Origin of the sequence: Nocardia flavorosea NBRC 108225, from assembly GCF_001613385.1 — a bacterium.
Classification (GTDB): domain Bacteria; phylum Actinomycetota; class Actinomycetes; order Mycobacteriales; family Mycobacteriaceae; genus Nocardia; species Nocardia flavorosea.
Genome location: NZ_BDCG01000002.1, coordinates 615,460 through 631,722, shown reverse-complemented (window position 1 = coordinate 631,722; position 16,263 = coordinate 615,460). Strand labels below are relative to the sequence as shown.

At 67.9% G+C, this 16,263-nt stretch carries 13 protein-coding genes; 9 read left to right on the top strand and 4 right to left on the bottom strand.

Annotated features, from left to right (window positions below; genetic code table 11):
• Window positions 1–138: 138 nt before the first annotated feature.
• Complete coding sequence (locus NFL01S_RS03060; protein ID WP_062971116.1) at window positions 139–963, bottom strand: MHYT domain-containing protein; 825 nt, start codon at window positions 961–963, stop codon at window positions 139–141.
• A 367-nt stretch (window positions 964–1,330) separates the two neighbouring features.
• Between NFL01S_RS03060 and NFL01S_RS03055 the strand changes: the two genes are divergently transcribed.
• From NFL01S_RS03055 to NFL01S_RS03035, 5 genes are all read left to right on the top strand, one after another.
• Complete coding sequence (locus NFL01S_RS03055; protein ID WP_033246186.1) at window positions 1,331–1,561, top strand: hypothetical protein; 231 nt, start codon at window positions 1,331–1,333, stop codon at window positions 1,559–1,561.
• 102 nt (window positions 1,562–1,663) lie between these two features.
• Window positions 1,664–2,554, top strand: coding sequence for a Sir2 family NAD-dependent protein deacetylase (locus tag NFL01S_RS03050; protein ID WP_062971114.1), 891 nt, complete (start codon window positions 1,664–1,666; stop codon window positions 2,552–2,554).
• A 392-nt stretch (window positions 2,555–2,946) separates the two neighbouring features.
• Window positions 2,947–3,360: a YjbQ family protein gene (locus NFL01S_RS03045; RefSeq protein ID WP_062971111.1), complete on the top strand. Its 414-nt coding sequence runs from the start codon at window positions 2,947–2,949 to the stop codon at window positions 3,358–3,360.
• Window positions 3,361–3,387: 27 nt separating this feature from the next.
• Complete coding sequence (locus NFL01S_RS03040) at window positions 3,388–4,440, top strand: Gfo/Idh/MocA family oxidoreductase (RefSeq protein WP_062971109.1); 1,053 nt, start codon at window positions 3,388–3,390, stop codon at window positions 4,438–4,440.
• 319 nt (window positions 4,441–4,759) lie between these two features.
• The gene (locus tag NFL01S_RS03035; RefSeq protein WP_062971107.1) at window positions 4,760–6,967 is read left to right on the top strand and encodes a molybdopterin-dependent oxidoreductase; all 2,208 of its coding nucleotides are present in this window, start codon (window positions 4,760–4,762) and stop codon (window positions 6,965–6,967) included.
• Window positions 6,968–6,978: 11 nt separating this feature from the next.
• On the opposite strand, the gene NFL01S_RS03030 is transcribed toward NFL01S_RS03035, so the two are convergent.
• Window positions 6,979–7,599 carry a TetR/AcrR family transcriptional regulator gene (locus NFL01S_RS03030; RefSeq protein ID WP_062971105.1) on the bottom strand — a complete coding sequence of 207 codons (621 nt, stop codon included), beginning with the start codon at window positions 7,597–7,599 and terminating at the stop codon, window positions 6,979–6,981.
• Between the two features lie 132 nt (window positions 7,600–7,731).
• On the opposite strand from NFL01S_RS03030, the gene NFL01S_RS03025 reads away from it, so the two are divergent.
• Complete coding sequence (locus NFL01S_RS03025) at window positions 7,732–8,688, top strand: oxygenase MpaB family protein (RefSeq protein WP_062971103.1); 957 nt, start codon at window positions 7,732–7,734, stop codon at window positions 8,686–8,688.
• Window positions 8,689–8,721: 33 nt separating this feature from the next.
• On the opposite strand, the gene NFL01S_RS03020 is transcribed toward NFL01S_RS03025, so the two are convergent.
• Both NFL01S_RS03020 and gnd read right to left on the bottom strand, forming a co-directional pair.
• Entirely contained in the window at window positions 8,722–10,467 is a 1,746-nt protein-coding gene (locus NFL01S_RS03020) for an N-acyl-D-amino-acid deacylase family protein (protein WP_062971101.1), read from the bottom strand.
• An 80-nt stretch (window positions 10,468–10,547) separates the two neighbouring features.
• Complete coding sequence (gene gnd, locus NFL01S_RS03015; RefSeq protein WP_062971099.1) at window positions 10,548–11,993, bottom strand: NADP-dependent phosphogluconate dehydrogenase; 1,446 nt, start codon at window positions 11,991–11,993, stop codon at window positions 10,548–10,550.
• Between the two features lie 315 nt (window positions 11,994–12,308).
• Here gnd and NFL01S_RS03010 point away from each other — a divergent pair, with 315 nt between their 5' ends.
• The 3 genes from NFL01S_RS03010 to NFL01S_RS03000 all read left to right on the top strand — a co-directional run bounded on the left by NFL01S_RS03010 (window position 12,309) and on the right by NFL01S_RS03000 (window position 16,260).
• On the top strand, window positions 12,309–13,250 hold the full coding sequence (locus tag NFL01S_RS03010; protein WP_062971394.1) for an alpha/beta hydrolase: 942 nt from the start codon (window positions 12,309–12,311) through the stop codon (window positions 13,248–13,250).
• A 90-nt stretch (window positions 13,251–13,340) separates the two neighbouring features.
• Window positions 13,341–13,568 (top strand): hypothetical protein, encoded by a 228-nt coding sequence (locus NFL01S_RS03005; RefSeq protein ID WP_062971097.1) that lies wholly within the window; start codon window positions 13,341–13,343, stop codon window positions 13,566–13,568.
• Between the two features lie 196 nt (window positions 13,569–13,764).
• Complete coding sequence (locus NFL01S_RS03000) at window positions 13,765–16,260, top strand: ABC transporter permease (protein ID WP_062971095.1); 2,496 nt, start codon at window positions 13,765–13,767, stop codon at window positions 16,258–16,260.
• Window positions 16,261–16,263: the final 3 nt, after the last annotated feature.

The window sequence follows — 16,263 nt, the reverse complement described above, 5'->3', positions numbered from 1 at the left end:
GATGGCGCCGGGTTGCGCGGCGGCCACCGGGAACGGGGTTGCTCGCTGGAGGGTGGCGCTGCGCACCGAACGCTCGGCCGAATTTTGTGGTGACGTGATTACGTCACGTGATGCATACCGGTCACTGGAGGCGGAGGTTCAGTCCCGGGTCGGCCAATAGTTCTCGGTGGCGGGTCGTCGGGTGAGGGGGGTTGTGCCGCCCACCTCTGTGAGACCCAGGTGGAAGAGCATGCCGACGGTCACCAGGCTGACACTCACGATCAGCGGTGTGAGCAGTTGGGCGGCTCCGGCGCCCGACGGCGGCATATGGTGCTGCTGATCGCCGATATGCATGGCGAACATTCCTGTGTAGTGCATTCCGGCCACGGCCATACCCATCGCCAGGGCGGCGCCGAGAGTCGCGAGGGTGCCGCGCACGTTGAGGGTGAACCACAGCGCGGCGGTCGCGGCGAGGACCGCGATGAGCATCGACAGAATGACGGTGGGCCAGTCGTAGCCGATCGCCACATCGGTTTTCATGGCGTACATTCCGGCGTAGTGCATGGCGCCCACGCCGAGGCCGGTTACCACGCCGCCGATCAGCAGGCCGCGGTTGCCCAGCCTGCGCTGCTGGGCCAGGCACAGTCCGAACCAGACGACGATCATCGCGATCAGGGCACTGGCCAGCGTGATGGGGACGTCGTATTTGATGGCCGCTCCGTCGATCCGGAATCCCAGCATGGCGATGAAATGCATAACCCAGATTCCGGTGCCGCCGATGGCGACGGCCGCGGCGATGAGCCAGCCGTCGAAAATCGAACCGCTGCGCACCCGGCTCATGCACCGTAGCCCCAGCAACGACCCGGTGAACGACATGACGTACGCGACCACGGGGGTGAGCCAGCCGTGGCTGAAGTGGTCGATCTCCACCGGGACCTCCTCGCTGCACGGAATCCCGGCCGCTCGGCTGCGGAACGCGGGCATTCCAGAATGGTGAACGTGCAGGGAGTGAATTTAGAGGAGTTATGTCGTATAAAACAAGGGCCCCAGAAGCGACAAAGGCGTATTGGAGACAATCCGGTTTCGGGCGACTCCGGTGGCGATTCGCCACGTCCGTATTCGGTACCCGCCATTGTTTCGGCAATCGATCGGCACTCACCGGAATCGGCGACCGCGCAGTGGATCTGCCGGATCCCGCCGCACCGTACTCCGGTAACAACCCTCGGGGAAGTGCCGCCCCGCGAACCCCGGCCCGTCGTTTACCACGCACGGGGCGGCGCCGGATGTTTCCCGGTTGGGCTGTGCCGCACCCGCGGGCAGCGTAGGCTTCGAGCAACCTCGAAGGAGACCCATGCCTGGCACATCCAGCCGCCCCACCCCTGTCGATCACGAGCTACCCGAGGCCGAACTGGCCGAATTCGCCGAGATCCGCAGCGCCGAGCGGGCGGAGGTCGCCCGTCGCAGCGCCGTCGCCGCGCGGATCGTCGCCGGACACTCGACCGATGCCGCCGACTGCCGGAACCTCCTCGCGATGCTCGGACTCGACGCGGAAGCGGGGAAACTCGCCGGTCTCCAGACCTGATTCCCGGTCGGCTCGCGCACATCGCGGCCGCGCCGCTGCGGCGCAGCACCCTGTCGACGGCGGACGATATGACCGCGCCGGGAGACCCGTACCCTCGGGAGCATGTCCGATACGGCGGTGCTCAGTGATGGTCGCCCGGTAGGCGAGGACGCAGCCGATGAACTGGTCGCCCTGATCGGGAACCGGCGAGTGGTCGTACTCACCGGCGCCGGAATCTCGACCGACAGCGGTATTCCCGATTACCGGGGCCCCGATTCGCCGCCGCGTAATCCGATGACCTACCAGCAGTTCGTGGGTGATCCGGAATTCCGCCGGCGGTACTGGGCCCGTAATCACGTGGGCTGGCGGTATATGGACGCTGCCCGGCCGAACGACGGGCATCGCGCGCTGGCCGCACTCGAGCGTCACAACGTGGTGGCCGGTGTGATCACCCAGAATGTCGACCTCCTCCACACCAAAGCGGGCAGCCGGCGGGTGATCGACCTCCACGGCAGCTACGCACAGGTCCGGTGCCTTTCCTGCAATGCCCGGATCTCCCGGATGGCGCTCGCGGAACGGCTGGAACGCGTCAATCCCGGTTTCGCCGTCTCCTCGGTGACCGGCCTCGAGGTCGCCCCGGACGCGGACGCGGTGGTGGAGGATATCGCCGGTTTCCGCATGGTGGATTGCGAATACTGCGGCGGACTGTGGAAGCCGGATATCGTCTACTTCGGCGAGAATGTGCCGCCGGACCGTGTGGCCGCGGCCTATGCACTGGTGGACGCGGCCGAGGTGGTTCTTGTCGCGGGGTCCAGTTTGACCGTGTGGTCCGGCCGCCGCTTCGTCCACCGCGTCGCCCGCCGCGGCGGCACGGTATTGATCGTCAACCGTGGCCCCACCCGCAGCGACGACCTGGCCATGCGCACAGTGGACGCCGGCTGTTCGCCGATTCTGGCCCGGATTGCCGACCGCTACGCGGATCGCCGGACCGCGGTACCGCAGCGCACCGTGTGATCGCCCCGGTACGTAGGCGGGCGTGTCCGGCGTCCTTCGGTGGCGGCACCAACCCGGTCCGCCATAGGAAACCGGGTATCGTCGCGCGGGAGCTGCCGGTGGAGTTCGGCCGGATACCCGTGGAACGCGATCGAGGAGACCTCGGACGAAGGGCTGCGCGCGGTCGCGGTCGGCAACAGCGATCTGACGGCGTAGACCCGAATCCCTGGGGTCGGCCCATCGGCCGTTCGACGCAGCAGCGCTCGCCCGGACCTGCGATGACCAGCGCTCGAGGGGGCGGTGAACGGTCGGCGCCCCGACCGTCGCGGCGCTCGGAAGGCACCTGCTCAGCGCGCTGCGGCACACTGCCTGCACGCTGGTCGAGGGGAACTGTCGCCGCGTACGCTGCGGATATGCGGAGCACACTGATCGCGGTACGCACCGGGAACACCGAGACGGTCCGGGATATCACCGGTGAATGCTCGGAATTCGTGCGGCGGGCGGGTGGCGACGGACTGCTGCACGTCTTCGTCCCACATGCGACCGCCGGTGTCGCCATCATGGAACTGGGTGCCCACAGCGACGACGACCTGCTGGCCGCCCTGCGGGATCTGTTGCCCGCCGACGATCGCTGGCGGCATGCGCACGGATCACGCGGGCACGGCCGTTCCCATGTCCTGCCGGCGCTCATTGCGCCGTACGCGACCGTTCCGGTGCTCGACGGGGAGCTCGCCCTGGGGACCTGGCAGTTCATCGCCCTCGTCGATGTGAATGTCGACAACCCCGATCGGCAGGTGCGACTGTCTTTCCTGGCCTCCGCGGGGTGAGCGCCGGCGCCGGGTAACGTCGCGGGTATGAGCAGTCTCGGCGTCGCGATCATCGGGTACGGCCTGGCCGGTGCGGTATTCCACGCACCGCTGATCGCTGCCGAACCGCGGCTGCGGGTCGCCGCGGTGGTGACGGGCTCGCAGGAACGGGGCGAGCAGGCCCGGCGCGAGCATCCGGGTGTCCGGGTTCTGCCGGACGCCGATGCGTTGTTCGCGGATCTGTCCGGGATCGATGTGGTGGTCGTCGCCGCGCCCAACCGCACCCACGCCGATCTGGCATTGCGGGCGCTCGCCGCGGGCGTCTCCGTGGTGGTGGACAAGCCGTTCGCGGTATCCGCTGCCGAAGCCGCCGAGGTGATCCGGTACGCCGAGGAATCCGCCGGCGTGTTGACGGTGTTCCAGAACCGCCGGTGGGACGGCGATTTCCGGACGGTCGGCGAACTGGTGGGGTCGGGCAGGCTGGGACAGGTGCGCCGTTTCGAATCCCGGTTCGAACGCTGGCGGCCGGTGCCCAAGAGCGGCTGGCGCGAGACGGGTACCGCTGCCGACGCCGCCGGGATCCTCTACGACCTGGGTAGTCATCTCGTCGATCAGGCACTGACACTGTTCGGCCCGGTCGGCGCCGTCTACTGCGAACTCGACTCCCGGCGCCCGGGGGTGAGCACCGACGACGATATCTTCCTGGCGCTGTCCCATACCGGCGGAGTCCGCTCGCATCTATGGGCCAGCGCGGTCGCGCCGCGGCTCGGTCCGCGTTTCCGGGTACTCGGGGAGGAGGCCGGTTACGAGGTGTACGGGATGGATCCGCAGGAGGCCGCGCTACGCAGCGGCCGCCGCCCCGGCGACGGAAAACCCTGGGGGACCGTGGAACCCGAACAGTACGGAATCCTCGGCGCGGAACCGGAAGGAGCGGCCTTTCCGACCCTGCCCGGCGACTATCTCGCCTTCTACCGCGCACTGGCCGATGCGGTACTCGACGGCGCACCGATCCCGGTCGACCCGCGCGATGCGTTGACCGGTCTGCAAATCCTCGAGGCCGCCCGGGAATCGGCCGGGGCGAACAGTGTGGTGCACCTCTGACAGTGTGTGATGCAGCGTGCCGGACCCTGTCGGCGGGAACGCGCTGACAGGCACCCGGAACGGGCCGATGCCACCGCTCGGCCGTCCCGAGCAGCCCGCCGGTTTCGTCGCGATGAGTCCCAGGACCCGCTCCGGACGTGCAAGCGCAAGGATCGATGCCCGGGCGGGGAGTTGCCGGTACCTCTGCCATGCGGGCGTCGGCCGAGTCGTCGCCCGGGATGATCAGGACAGAACTGACTGAGGGCAGGGTACGGCAGTTATATCCGCGGAAACGGCGGAATACTCCTCGAGGACGGTGCCGTGGGGCCATGATGGAGTCATGGCCCGACCTACGTCTCCTATTGGTTCCGCGACCGGTTCGCGGAACCTCCTGCGCACCTGCCCGCTGTGCGAGGCGGTATGCGGTCTCGAACTCACCCTGGACGCCGACGATCGGGTGACCACGGTCCGCGGCGATAAACAGGACCCGTTCAGCGCCGGTTTCCTCTGCCCGAAAGGCGCGAGCTTCGGCCGCCTCGACAGCGACCCCGATCGCCTCACCGAGCCGCTGATCCGGGACCGGGCAACCGGCGCCTGGCGCACCGCGAGCTGGAACGAGGCCTTCGATCTCATCGCCGAACGTATACCCGCGATCAAATCCGCGCACGGCAACCAGGCGGTCGCGCTGTACCTGGGCAATCCCAACGCCCACACCGTTGCCGGCACTCTGTACGCCCCGGCGGTGATTCGCGCGCTCGGTACGAAGAACCTGTTCTCCGCCAGTACCGCCGACCAGATGCCCAAACAGCTGGCCTGCGGTCTGCTGTTCGGTGACCCGCTGGCCGTACCGGTGCCCGATCTCGACCGCACCGGCTATCTGCTGATGCTGGGCGCCAACCCGCTCGAATCCAACGGTTCGGTATGTACCGCCCCGGATTTCCCGGGTCGTTTACGCGCCTTGCGGGAACGCGGGGGCAGGCTGGTCGTGGTGGATCCCCGGCGCACCCGGACCGCGGCCGTCGCCGACGAGCATCTGTTCATCCGCCCCGGCGCCGACGCCTACCTCCTCTTCGGAATCGTGCACACCCTGTTCGCCGAGAACCTCACCGATATCGCCGTCGAGGCGAACGGTCTGGACGAGGTGCGGGCCGCGGCGGCGGATTTCCCGCCGGAACTGGTGGCCCAGCGGACCGGTGTCCCTGCCGATATCGTGCGCCGCCTGGCACGTGAACTGGCCGCCGCGCCCACCGCCGCGGTGTATGCCCGGATCGGGACGTGCACAGCCGAATTCGGCACTCTCACGCAATGGCTGGTCGATGTACTGAACGCGTTGACCGGTAATCTCGACCGGCCCGGCGGGGTCATGTTCGCGACCGCCGCCGCGCGCGGCATCGTCCGGACCAAACCCTTCCGTCCGGGCCGGTGGCGCAGCCGGGTCCGGCAGCTGCCGGAGGCCATGGGCGAACTGCCGATCGCGACCCTCGTCGACGAGATCATCACACCCGGTGAGGGGCAGGTCCGTGCCCTGATCACTATCGCGGGTAATCCGGTACTGTCCGCGCCGAGCGGCTCCCGGATGGACGGGGCGTTTGCCGGGCTGGAATTCATGGTGAGCGTCGACCGCTACCTTAACGAGACCACCCGGCACGCCGATGTGATCCTGCCCCCGCCCCGCCCGGTCCAGTCGCCGCACTACGATTTTGCGCTGCTGCAGTTCGCGGTCCGCAATTACGCCCGGTACTCGCCGCCGCTGGTACCGCTCGGTGACCAGCCTTCCGAGGCGGCGGTGTATGTGCGGCTGGGCGCGGCGGTGAGCGGGCAGCCGCACAATCCCACCGCGGATTTCGATCCGCTCGCCGCCTTCGACGAATTCGTGATCGCCGATACGCTGCAGCGTGCCGGTCTCGCCCAGCGCCGTCCGGATCTGCTCGGCGCCACCACCACCGAACAGCGCTTGGATCTGATGCTGCGCCTGGGTCCTTATGGTGCCTGGAACGGCGGCGAGCTGAGTCTGCAAACTCTGCTGGACAATCCGCACGGCATCGACCTCGGCCCGCTGCGGCCCCGCCTTCCCGAGGTGCTGCGGACCGCCTCCGGAAAGGTCGAACTCGCACCCGAGTTGCTGCTGGCCGATATCGAGCGGCTGCATGCCGGTTCGGCGGTGGCGCCGGCCGAGCTGGTGCTCATCGGCCGGCGTCACCTGCGCTCGAACAACAGCTGGATGCACAATGTGGACCGGCTTGTCGGCGGCACCAATCGCTGTACGCTGCAGATCCATCCCGACGATATCGCCCGTCTCGGTCTCGGTGATCACGCGATCGTGAAATCGGCCACCGGCTCGCTGACTGTCCCGTTGGAACCGACCGAGACGATCATGCCCGGGGTGGTGAGCCTGCCGCACGGCTGGGGGCATGCCGGTAGCGCGCAACAAGTGGCGGCCGGGAACCCCGGAGTGAACGCCAATACGCTGACCGATGATTCGGTACTCGACATACCGTCCGGCAATGCGGTGTTCAACGGTGTACCCGTCACCCTGGTGCCGGCCTGACCGATACCGGCTCAGTCGTGGCCGGAGCGCGGGTACATCAGCGGCGCGAGGTAGCGGCGAGCGAATTCCCGCGCGGCCTCGGTATCGCCGAGCGGGAGCACCCCGCGCGGGTTCGCGATGAACGAAATGGTGAGCCGGACGAACAACTCGGCCACCACCTCCGGATCGAAATCGCCGAGCTCCCCACGCTGCTGCCAATAGGTCAGGAAACGCGCCACCAGGTCACGGCCCTGGAGGACCGCATCGTCGCCGGTCAGGAAATCGGTGAGCTGCCCCGCGCCGCCCGAGGACCGCAGACGGCGGGTGAGCAGCAGCGGTGCGGTGGCCTCGCTGACGAACGCGGCAAACATATCCGCCAGCGCACCCACCGGGCCGGATGACCGGTGCATCGCGTCCGCCACGATCGTCGAGACTCGTTGCGATTCGGCCATCAGCGCGTAGCGCAGGATGGCCGATTTGGTGCCGAACCGCCGGTATACGGTGGCGACGCCGACACCGGCGGTTTCGGCGATCCGGACCATGGTCGTGTCGTCGAATCCTTCGGCGGCGAAACAGTCCCGGGCCGCGTCGACGATACCGCGTGATCTGGTATCCAACTGCTGCAGTTCGGTCCACGGCGCAGCGGTCTCCATTTGCGTCAGCCTACCGGCCCGCGACGTGGCGCGATGATCGCCCGGGGGCTCGGTTTAGTGGCCCGCGCACGCCCTCGGTGATAGTCTGAACGTAGTTTAACTATCATTCTCCACTCTGTCCGAGGTGACGAAATGGCGAACAACGCAACGGTGCGCACCGCCGAAAAATCCACCGACCCGCGGATTCGGCCCGAGGTCCTCCGGGAATTCCGTAAGCATTCCGGGAGCGTCCTGACCGGTGTTTTCGCCGGAGCGGCCTTCGACCAGGTCGCCTTGGTGCCGGTGGCTGCCTCGGTGGACCGCACCGGCCGGTTCGCTGCCAATTTCGCCGACCGCGGCGTCCGCAGCGGAGCCTCGGCGATGATCGCATTGTGGGGCGATTCCGACGACCGCCGCGCCGAGGCCGACTGGCTCAAATTGCGGCACCGCGATGTCCGTGGCACCGGAACCCAGGATTTCGGCGAGGTGAAATACAGTGCACTGAGCCCGTTCACGTGGAAATGGATCGCGGTGAGTGGCATCTTCGTCGTACTGAACACCTTCACCCCCTGCACCGGTACCGAACTGCGGCCGGAGGAGGAGGAAGCGGCCTACCAGCTGCTGCGTGAGGCGTTTGCCGATCTCGAACTTCCCAGCGCCGCAGGCAAATTGCCGGCAGACCTGGCGGAGGCCCGCGAATACTACGACACGATGGCGGCCGAGGAACTCCGCGCCAACCCGTTCCTGGTGGAGAAATTCGCCGGCCTCACCCACCTTCCGCTGCCCACCCTGGGGCTTCCGTCGCCTGCCCGGCGGGCACTCACCCCGATGTGGCTGGTGGTGCGACCGGTCGCGGGCCATGTGATCCAGGTGTGCTCGTCCAAAGTGATGCATCCGCGGGTGCAGGAGCTGACCGGGTTCGAACTGAAACCGCGCCACGACCAGGAATTCGCGCTCTACGCCCGGCTGCTGCAATGGGCCTGGCGGAACCTGCCCGACCGCCTGCTGCTCCAGCCACTGGCCTACAACCGGTTCCGATACGAGAAGCTGATCCGGACCCTCCGCAGTTTCGGGCTGGAATCCTTCGCCGTCCCCGAGAACCGGCGTTGAACCGGGCGGGGCGCCGCGACAGCGGCCCCGGGGTCAGTGCCGCCCGGCCCGCAGGAACCGCCCCGTGCGCTCGGTGCCCAGCACCGGATCGGCGGATCCGCTGCCGAATACGAAACGGCCGCCGATGTACACCGCCGTCACTGCGGCATCGTTGCGGTTGACCATCCGGGACAGATCGCCGTACTGGGCGACCGGGCTCTCGGCGTAGCCGTCGAGCGAATCGTCGAGCCGGGCCGGATCCACGATCGCCAGATCGGCGCGATCACCCACCCGCAGATGTCCGGCGTCGATGTCGTACCAGTCGGCGAGTTCACCGGTGAGGCGGTGCACCGCGCGCTCCAGCGGGATCACCGCCCGGCCGGCTTGCTCGGCCTGGTACATCCGGCGCAGGAACCGCAACCCGAAGTTGTAGAAGGCCATATTCCGCAGATGCGCACCGGCATCGGAGAAACCCAGCTGGATTCCGGGGTGGGCGGCGAAACGGTCCAGGATCTCCGGGCGGTGATTGGAAATGGTGGTGCGCCAGCGCAGTGTCGTCCCGTGCTCGAGTACGAGGTCGAGGAAGGCATCCACCGGATGCACACCACCCCGGTCGGCACCCACCTGACCGAATGTCTTCCCGATAACGGTTTCATCGGGACAGCCGACGATCTCGGCGTCGAAGAAATCGCGATGCCACACTCGCAATCCGAACTTCGCGTCGTAGTCCTTGCGGAATCTGCGACGGTAACTCTCGTCGGCCAGCAGCGCGTCACGCTCGACCCGGTCCGCCAGATGCAGCGCCGCAGCACCGGAACCGAACTCCTCGAAGATCACCAGGTCTATTCCGTCGGCGTACACCTCGAACGGCACCGGCAGATGCTGCCAGCGGAAATTCGCGCCGAGCCCGTTGACCAGGCGAGCCAGTGTCCCGATCAGCACGACCGCGAACGGGTTGGCCTTGATATCGGCGGCCGACAGCAGCGTGGTCTTCAAGCGTTTGCGGCCGATCCCCAGACTGCTGAAGATCATCGCCCCCAGACTGCGCGGCGAGGTGATATCCGGACCACCCTGCAGGACGCGCCCGCGCCGGCGCAGGATCGCGTTGAGCCGCCGGCGTTCCCGGGCCTTGGCGTAGGTCGACGGCAGGGTACGGGAGCGACAGGTCTCGCCGTCGACCTTGTCGAACAGCAGTTGCTGCGCCGACATCCCGACGAACCCGGCGTCGAGCGCCGCACTCAGTGCGGCTTCCATATCCGCGAGCTCCGCACGGGTGGGCCGCACCTCTTTACGAGTGGCCCGGTCCAGGCCCATCCGGGCAGCGCGGATATCGGAATGGCCCAGCATCGCGGCGATATTCGGGCCCAACGGCAGCCGTTCGAGTGCGGTGATGTATTCGCCTGCCGAATTCCAGGTCTTGGTGTCGTCGAGGGTGTCGATCACGTGGTGGCGGGGGATGGCCTCTACCCGGCCGAAGATATCGCCGGCCCCGGTGGGATCGATATGAACGGTCGACAGTGAACACGAACCGAGCAGCACCGTGGTGATGCCGTGCCGCACCGATTCCGACAGTGCCGGCGTCTTCAGCACTTCGATGTCGTAATGGGTATGAATATCGATCATCCCGGGCAGCACCCATTTTCCGCGGGCGTCCACCACCTCCGGGCATCCGGTGTCGTCGAGCGGGGTCTCGGATACGGCCACGACCCGGTCGCCGCGTAAACCCAGATGCCGGATCGCCGAGGGCGCTCCGGTGCCGTCGAACCAGCGGCCACCGTGGATGATCGTGTCGTAGCTCACACGCCCATTGCAACTGGTCATATGACCGGAGTCAAGGGTGGGGTGGTGCCGGGCGGACCGATCCGCCCGGCACCTGGTACTCAGCCGGTCCGGACTTCGGACCGGTCTTCACTCCACAGCGTGTGGTACTTACCTTCGGCGTCAACCCGCTCATAGGTGTGCGCGCCGAAGAAATCACGCTGCGCCTGGGTGAGCGCGGCCGGCAGCCGCTGCGCGCGCAGGGCGTCGTAGTACGACAGCGAGGACGCGAACGCCGGTACCGGGATACCCAGCAGGGTCGCGGTGGCGACCACGCGGCGCCAGCTGTCGATCGCGGTTTCGATCGCGCTGCGGAAATAGGGGGCCAGGATCAGGCTCGGCAGCGCCGGATCGGTTTCGTAGGCCTCCTTGATGCGGTTCAGGAAGCGGGCGCGGATGATGCAGCCGCCACGCCAGATGGTGGCCATATCGCCGGGCTTCAGATCCCAGCCGTACTCGGCGCTCCCCGCGGCGATCTGATCGAAGCCCTGGGCGTAGGCGACGACCTTGGAGGCGTACAGGGCCTGCCGGATATCCTCGGTGAACTGTGCGATATCGGCCGGTTTGGCGGCGAGTTCGCCCGCGGCCAGATCTTTGGCGGCGGCGCGCTGGGCCCGCGACCCCGACAGTGCCCGGGCGAACACCGCCTCGGCGATACCGGTCACCGGGATACCGAGATCGAGCGCCGATTTCACTGTCCAGCGTCCGGTCCCCTTCTGCTCCGCGGCATCGACGATCACATCGACCAGGGGTTTACCTGTTTTCGCATCCACCCGCCCGAGGACCTCGGCGGTGATCTCCACCAGGTAGCTCTCCAGATCGCCGGAGTTCCACTGGGTGAAGATATCGGCGATCTGCTTCGGATCCAGGTCCAAGGCGGCGCGGAACAGGTGATAGGCCTCGCCGATCAGCTGCATATCCGCGTACTCGATACCGTTGTGCACCATCTTCACGAAGTGCCCGGAACCGTCGGGACCGATATGGGTGCAGCACGGCGTGCCGTCGACCTGCGCGGCGATCGACTCCAGCAGCGGACCCAGCGATTCATAGGATTCGACCGGACCGCCGGGCATGATGGAGGGCCCGTTGAGGGCGCCTTCCTCACCACCGGAAATACCGGCGCCGACGAAGTTCAGGCCGCGCTCGCGCAGCGCCGCTTCCCGGCGGATGGTATCGGTGTAGAGGGCGTTGCCGCCGTCGATGATGATATCGCCGGGCTCCATGGCCGCGGCGAGCTCTTCGATCACCGCATCGGTGGCATCCCCGGCCTTCACCATGATGAGCACGCGGCGCGGTTTCTCCAGCGCTGCGACGAACTCGGTGACGGTTTCGGTACGGATGAACTCACCGTCGCCGCTGTGCGCGGCCAGCAGGGCATCGGTTTTGGCGACGCTGCGATTGTGCAGGGCCACGGTGTAGCCGTGCTTGGCGAAGTTACGGGCGATATTGCTGCCCATCACCGCCAGGCCGGTGACCCCGATCTGGGCACGCGCTGTGGAGGACGCCATGAACCTGCTCTTTCGCTCGACAGTTGTGTTTTCCGGCCGGTCGCACCGCGTCCGCGAACAGGTGCGGTTCGCTCGCGAGCACGGCTGACTGCCTCCGTTCTTTTCTACCGGGTGGCACCCGGCCCGCGCGCACGGACCCGCCGATGCCGCCCCGGTGCCCGCACACCTGGGCTGGCCGGACCACGGCGGCCCGGCGGTGCCGGGGGCCGGCGGGCGGCTCGACAACAGCCATCCGTAACGGAGTCGATTCCCGCGCAGGGGAACTGGAAACTGTCCGAGACGTTGTTACGCCGCGAGAACGGGTACAAGGGAAAGGTGCGGTGGAAATATTTGTTCGCGGTATCGAGTGCGGCGCTCGTCGCCGCCGTATCACTGTTCGTCCCGCCCCCGGCGGCGGCCACACCGAACCCACGGGTGGATGCGGAGCGGCCCCTCGGCGGGCGGGCCGTCCAGCTGGAAGTGTTCTCTCCGGCGATGAACACGGTGATCACCAACCGGGTCATCCCGGCGGCCGGCGGCGGGCCCGCTCCCACGATCTACCTGCTCACCGGTATCGGTGGCGGGACCGACGGCATCTCCTGGTGGGACGATACCGATGTCCGTCAGTTCTTCGCCGACAAGAACGTGAACGTGGTGATGCCGATCGGCGGCGCATACACCATGTACACCGATTGGCATACCGACGATCCGGCGCTCGGCCGCGCCCGCTGGCAGACATACCTCACCGCGGAACTGCCCACGGTGGTGGACGCCCGGTTCGCCACCACCGGCCGCAATGCCATCGCCGGTGTGTCCATGAGCGGCGGCTCTGCAGTGGACCTGGCGATCCAGGCACCCGGTCGCTACCAGGCGGTCGCCTCCTACAGCGGCTGCCCCTGGTCGGCGGACGCGGCCGGGGTCGCGATGGTCGCCGCGCAGGTGCTCCGCGGCGGCGGTAACCCCGGCAATATGTGGGGTCCGCCCGGCGGTCCCGGGTGGCAAGCGCACGACGCCTTCCGGCACGCTGCGCGACTCGCAGGTAAAACCGTGTACCTGTCCGCCGCCTCGGGCATCCCGGGTGCCATCGACCGCGGCTGGGGTTTCCCGCCCGTCGAAGCCGTCGCCAGTGCTTGCACCTCGGCCTTCGCCGGCCGGCTGGGCCGGCTCGGGGTGGGTGCCGTGCACATCGACCGCCCGGTCGGCGCACACACCTGGGGACAGTTCGAATACGATCTGCACGATTCCTGGCCCCATCTCGCGCGCGCCCTCGGAGCGTGAGCGCCGGTATGGCGGAATCGGCCGAACAGCCGGAGCCCGGCGCCGCAACGACACCGGGCCGCACCCGCACCGATCGGCGATCATGATCGTATGAAGGAATTGCGGTGCACCTACTGCGCCGGAACGGAACTGGAACCGGGGTTCCTGGAGGATCGCGGGGAAGGATCCGGCGGGCATGTGCGCTGGATCGAAGGCGCACTGGAACGCGGGATCTTCGGCGGTGCGAAACGCTTCGGCCGTCCGCGGCGTGCGGTCGACACGTATCGGTGCGTGCGCTGCGGCCACCTCGAGATGTTCGCCCGCGCCGAGCGCGAGTAGCGCTCGGCCGATTACCGGGACACGGCATCGGAGGAACTGCCGAACCGGTGCGAGGTATGGCGTATGGAGCCCGGATGCACCAGGATGGACGGCATCGGGGACGTATGGGCGGGGACAGGACCGGGGTTGTGAGAGTGGACGTCAGGCGAAACAGGGCTGTGCGCCGCGGCGACGGGTACGGCTACCGGGGAGTGCGATGATCGCCGCGGGCCGGGACCGGTTCCGGCTGTTCAATATCGGTGACCTGCTGATCCATCGCGGCCGTTCCCTCATGTCGCTGACCGTCATGGCCGTATCGGCGGCGTTGCTGGTCGCGGTGTTCAGTATCTCCGGCTCGGTCACCGGTTCGGTGGACAAACTCGTCGCCGGTCTCGGTGGTGAGGCCCAGCTCGAGATCAGCGGTATCACCGATGCCGGGTTCGGCCAGGAACTGCTGGGCGCGGTATCGGCGACCCCGGGAGTGCGGACGGCGGTACCGATGCTGCGTGCGCAGACCGGTGCCGACGCGGACCGGGCGCTGCTGGTCGGGGCGGATGCCCGGATCGCCGAACTGGGCAGTTCGCTCACCGGATCGCTGGGCTCGGATGCCGCGAAACTGCTGACCGTTCCCAACGGCGTGCTGACCGGTGCCGCCATGGGATACCGGGAGGGCGAAACGTTTCCGCTCGGCTCCGGCACCGCGACCGTGGCGGGGATACTCGATACCGACGGTGCCGGACAACTCAACGGCGGATACCTGATCGCCACCACCTTGGCGACCGCGCAGAAACTCACCGGCCGGACCGGGCAGCTCGATTCCATCCAGGTCATCGCCGAACCCGGTACCGATATCGAACGGCTGCGTACCGCCCTGACCGATACCGTCGCCGGCCGGGCGGTGGTCGCCGATCCGGGGCTGCGCGCCGCCCAGGCGGGTGGTGCGGTGATGATCATCCGCTACTCCACCCTGATGGCCGCCGCGGCAGCGCTGGTGGTCTCGGCCTTCCTGATCTACAACGCGATGGCGATGGCGATCGCCCAGCGGCGTCCCACCCTGTCGCTGCTGCGGGCGCTCGGCGGCCGCCGCGCACCGATGGTGCGTGACCTGCTGGCCGAGGCCGTACTGGTCGGAATACTCGGAGGCATCCTCGGCGCGGGTGCGGGAATCCTCATGGGGCGGATCGCCATCGACCAGCTGCCCGCCGCCATCCTGCAATCGGTGGAGGCCCGTACCGAGTATCAGCTGCCCGGCTATGCGGTCCCTGTCGCCATCGCGTTGTGTGTGCTGGCCAGTGTGGCGGCGTCGGCGTTCGCGGCCCGTGCGGTGTACCGGGTACAGCCGATCGAGGCGCTGGTGCCGGTGGGGGCCGCGGCTTCCGATACCGTGCGCCCGGCGCTGCGCTGGGTAGCGGTGATCCTCGGCCTGTTCATGGTAGGCGCCGCGATCTACCTTGCCGAAACCGATTTCGGGATATGGTCGCTGGCCTCGATCTCACTGTCCTTCGGTGCCGCTATCGCCCTGTGTTTCGCGGCCACCGGCCCGATCGTGCGCACGGCCGGAGCGATCGCCCGAATGTTCGGTGGTCCCGGCGCTTTGGGCGCCACCACCCTCGAACGCGCACCGCGGCGGGTCTGGGCCACCGCGATGACGGTGCTGATCGGGGTGGCGGCCGTCGTGTCCACCGGCAGCGCGACCCGCAACGTGGTCGATTCGGCCGGGGCAAGTTTCGAAAACCTGGCCGCGACCGACTTCTGGGTCACCCCGGGATCCATGGCGCAGTTCCCGACCGGTCCGCTGCTCCCCGACGGCCTCGAAGAACAACTCGAAGCGGTACCCGGTGTGGCGGCGGTGAATCCGGCGCAGCTGGCGTTCGCCAGTGTCGGGGCCGGCCGGGTTCTGCTGCAGGGGTTCCCGGCAGCCTCCGACAATACGAGGCTGAGTTCGGAGATCAGCCCGGAAACCGCCCGCCTGCTCGTCACCGGTCAAGGCGTGGTGATCTCCCGGGATGTCGCCCGGTCATTGAATGTCGCTGCGGGCGACGCCCTGACCCTGCCGACGCCGTCGGGCCGCCACGAGGTCCGGGTATTGCAGGTGATCCCGTACTTCTCCGCCATCGCCGGCGTGATCATGATGGATCTCGACCGGATGCGCGGCTGGTATCAACGGCCGGGGGAGACCACCCTGGCCGTGGACCTGGCCCCCGGAGCCGACCCCGAAACCGTCCGTGCCGAACTCCGGCGGGTGGTGCCGCCGGAGCTCTATATCGATTCCGGCCGGGAAGCCGTCGCGGCCACCTCGGCGAGCCTGCGCCAAGGAACCGCGCTGGCGACGAATATTCTCTGGATCGTCGTGCTGGTGGCGACCATCGCGCTACTGAACACCCTGATGCTGTCGGTACTGGACCGCCGCCGCGAGATCGGGGTGCTGCGGGCGATGGGTACCAGCCGTCGTTTCCTGCTGCGGTCGGTACTGGCCGAGGCCGCCGGGATCGGGGTGATCGGTGCGGTCCTCGGCCTGCTCGTCGGCGCCGCCGTGCAGTATCTGTCCGCGATCGCCATCGGCCATGCGATGACCATCGACGTCGTCTACGAACCGAGTCCGCTGCTGGTGGTCTACGGGGTGGTCGCCCTGCTGCTGGCACTGCTCGGTTCCATACCGCCTGCCCTGCGGGCGGCGCGGATGCCGATCGTCGAAGCCCTCGCGGTGGATTGAGAT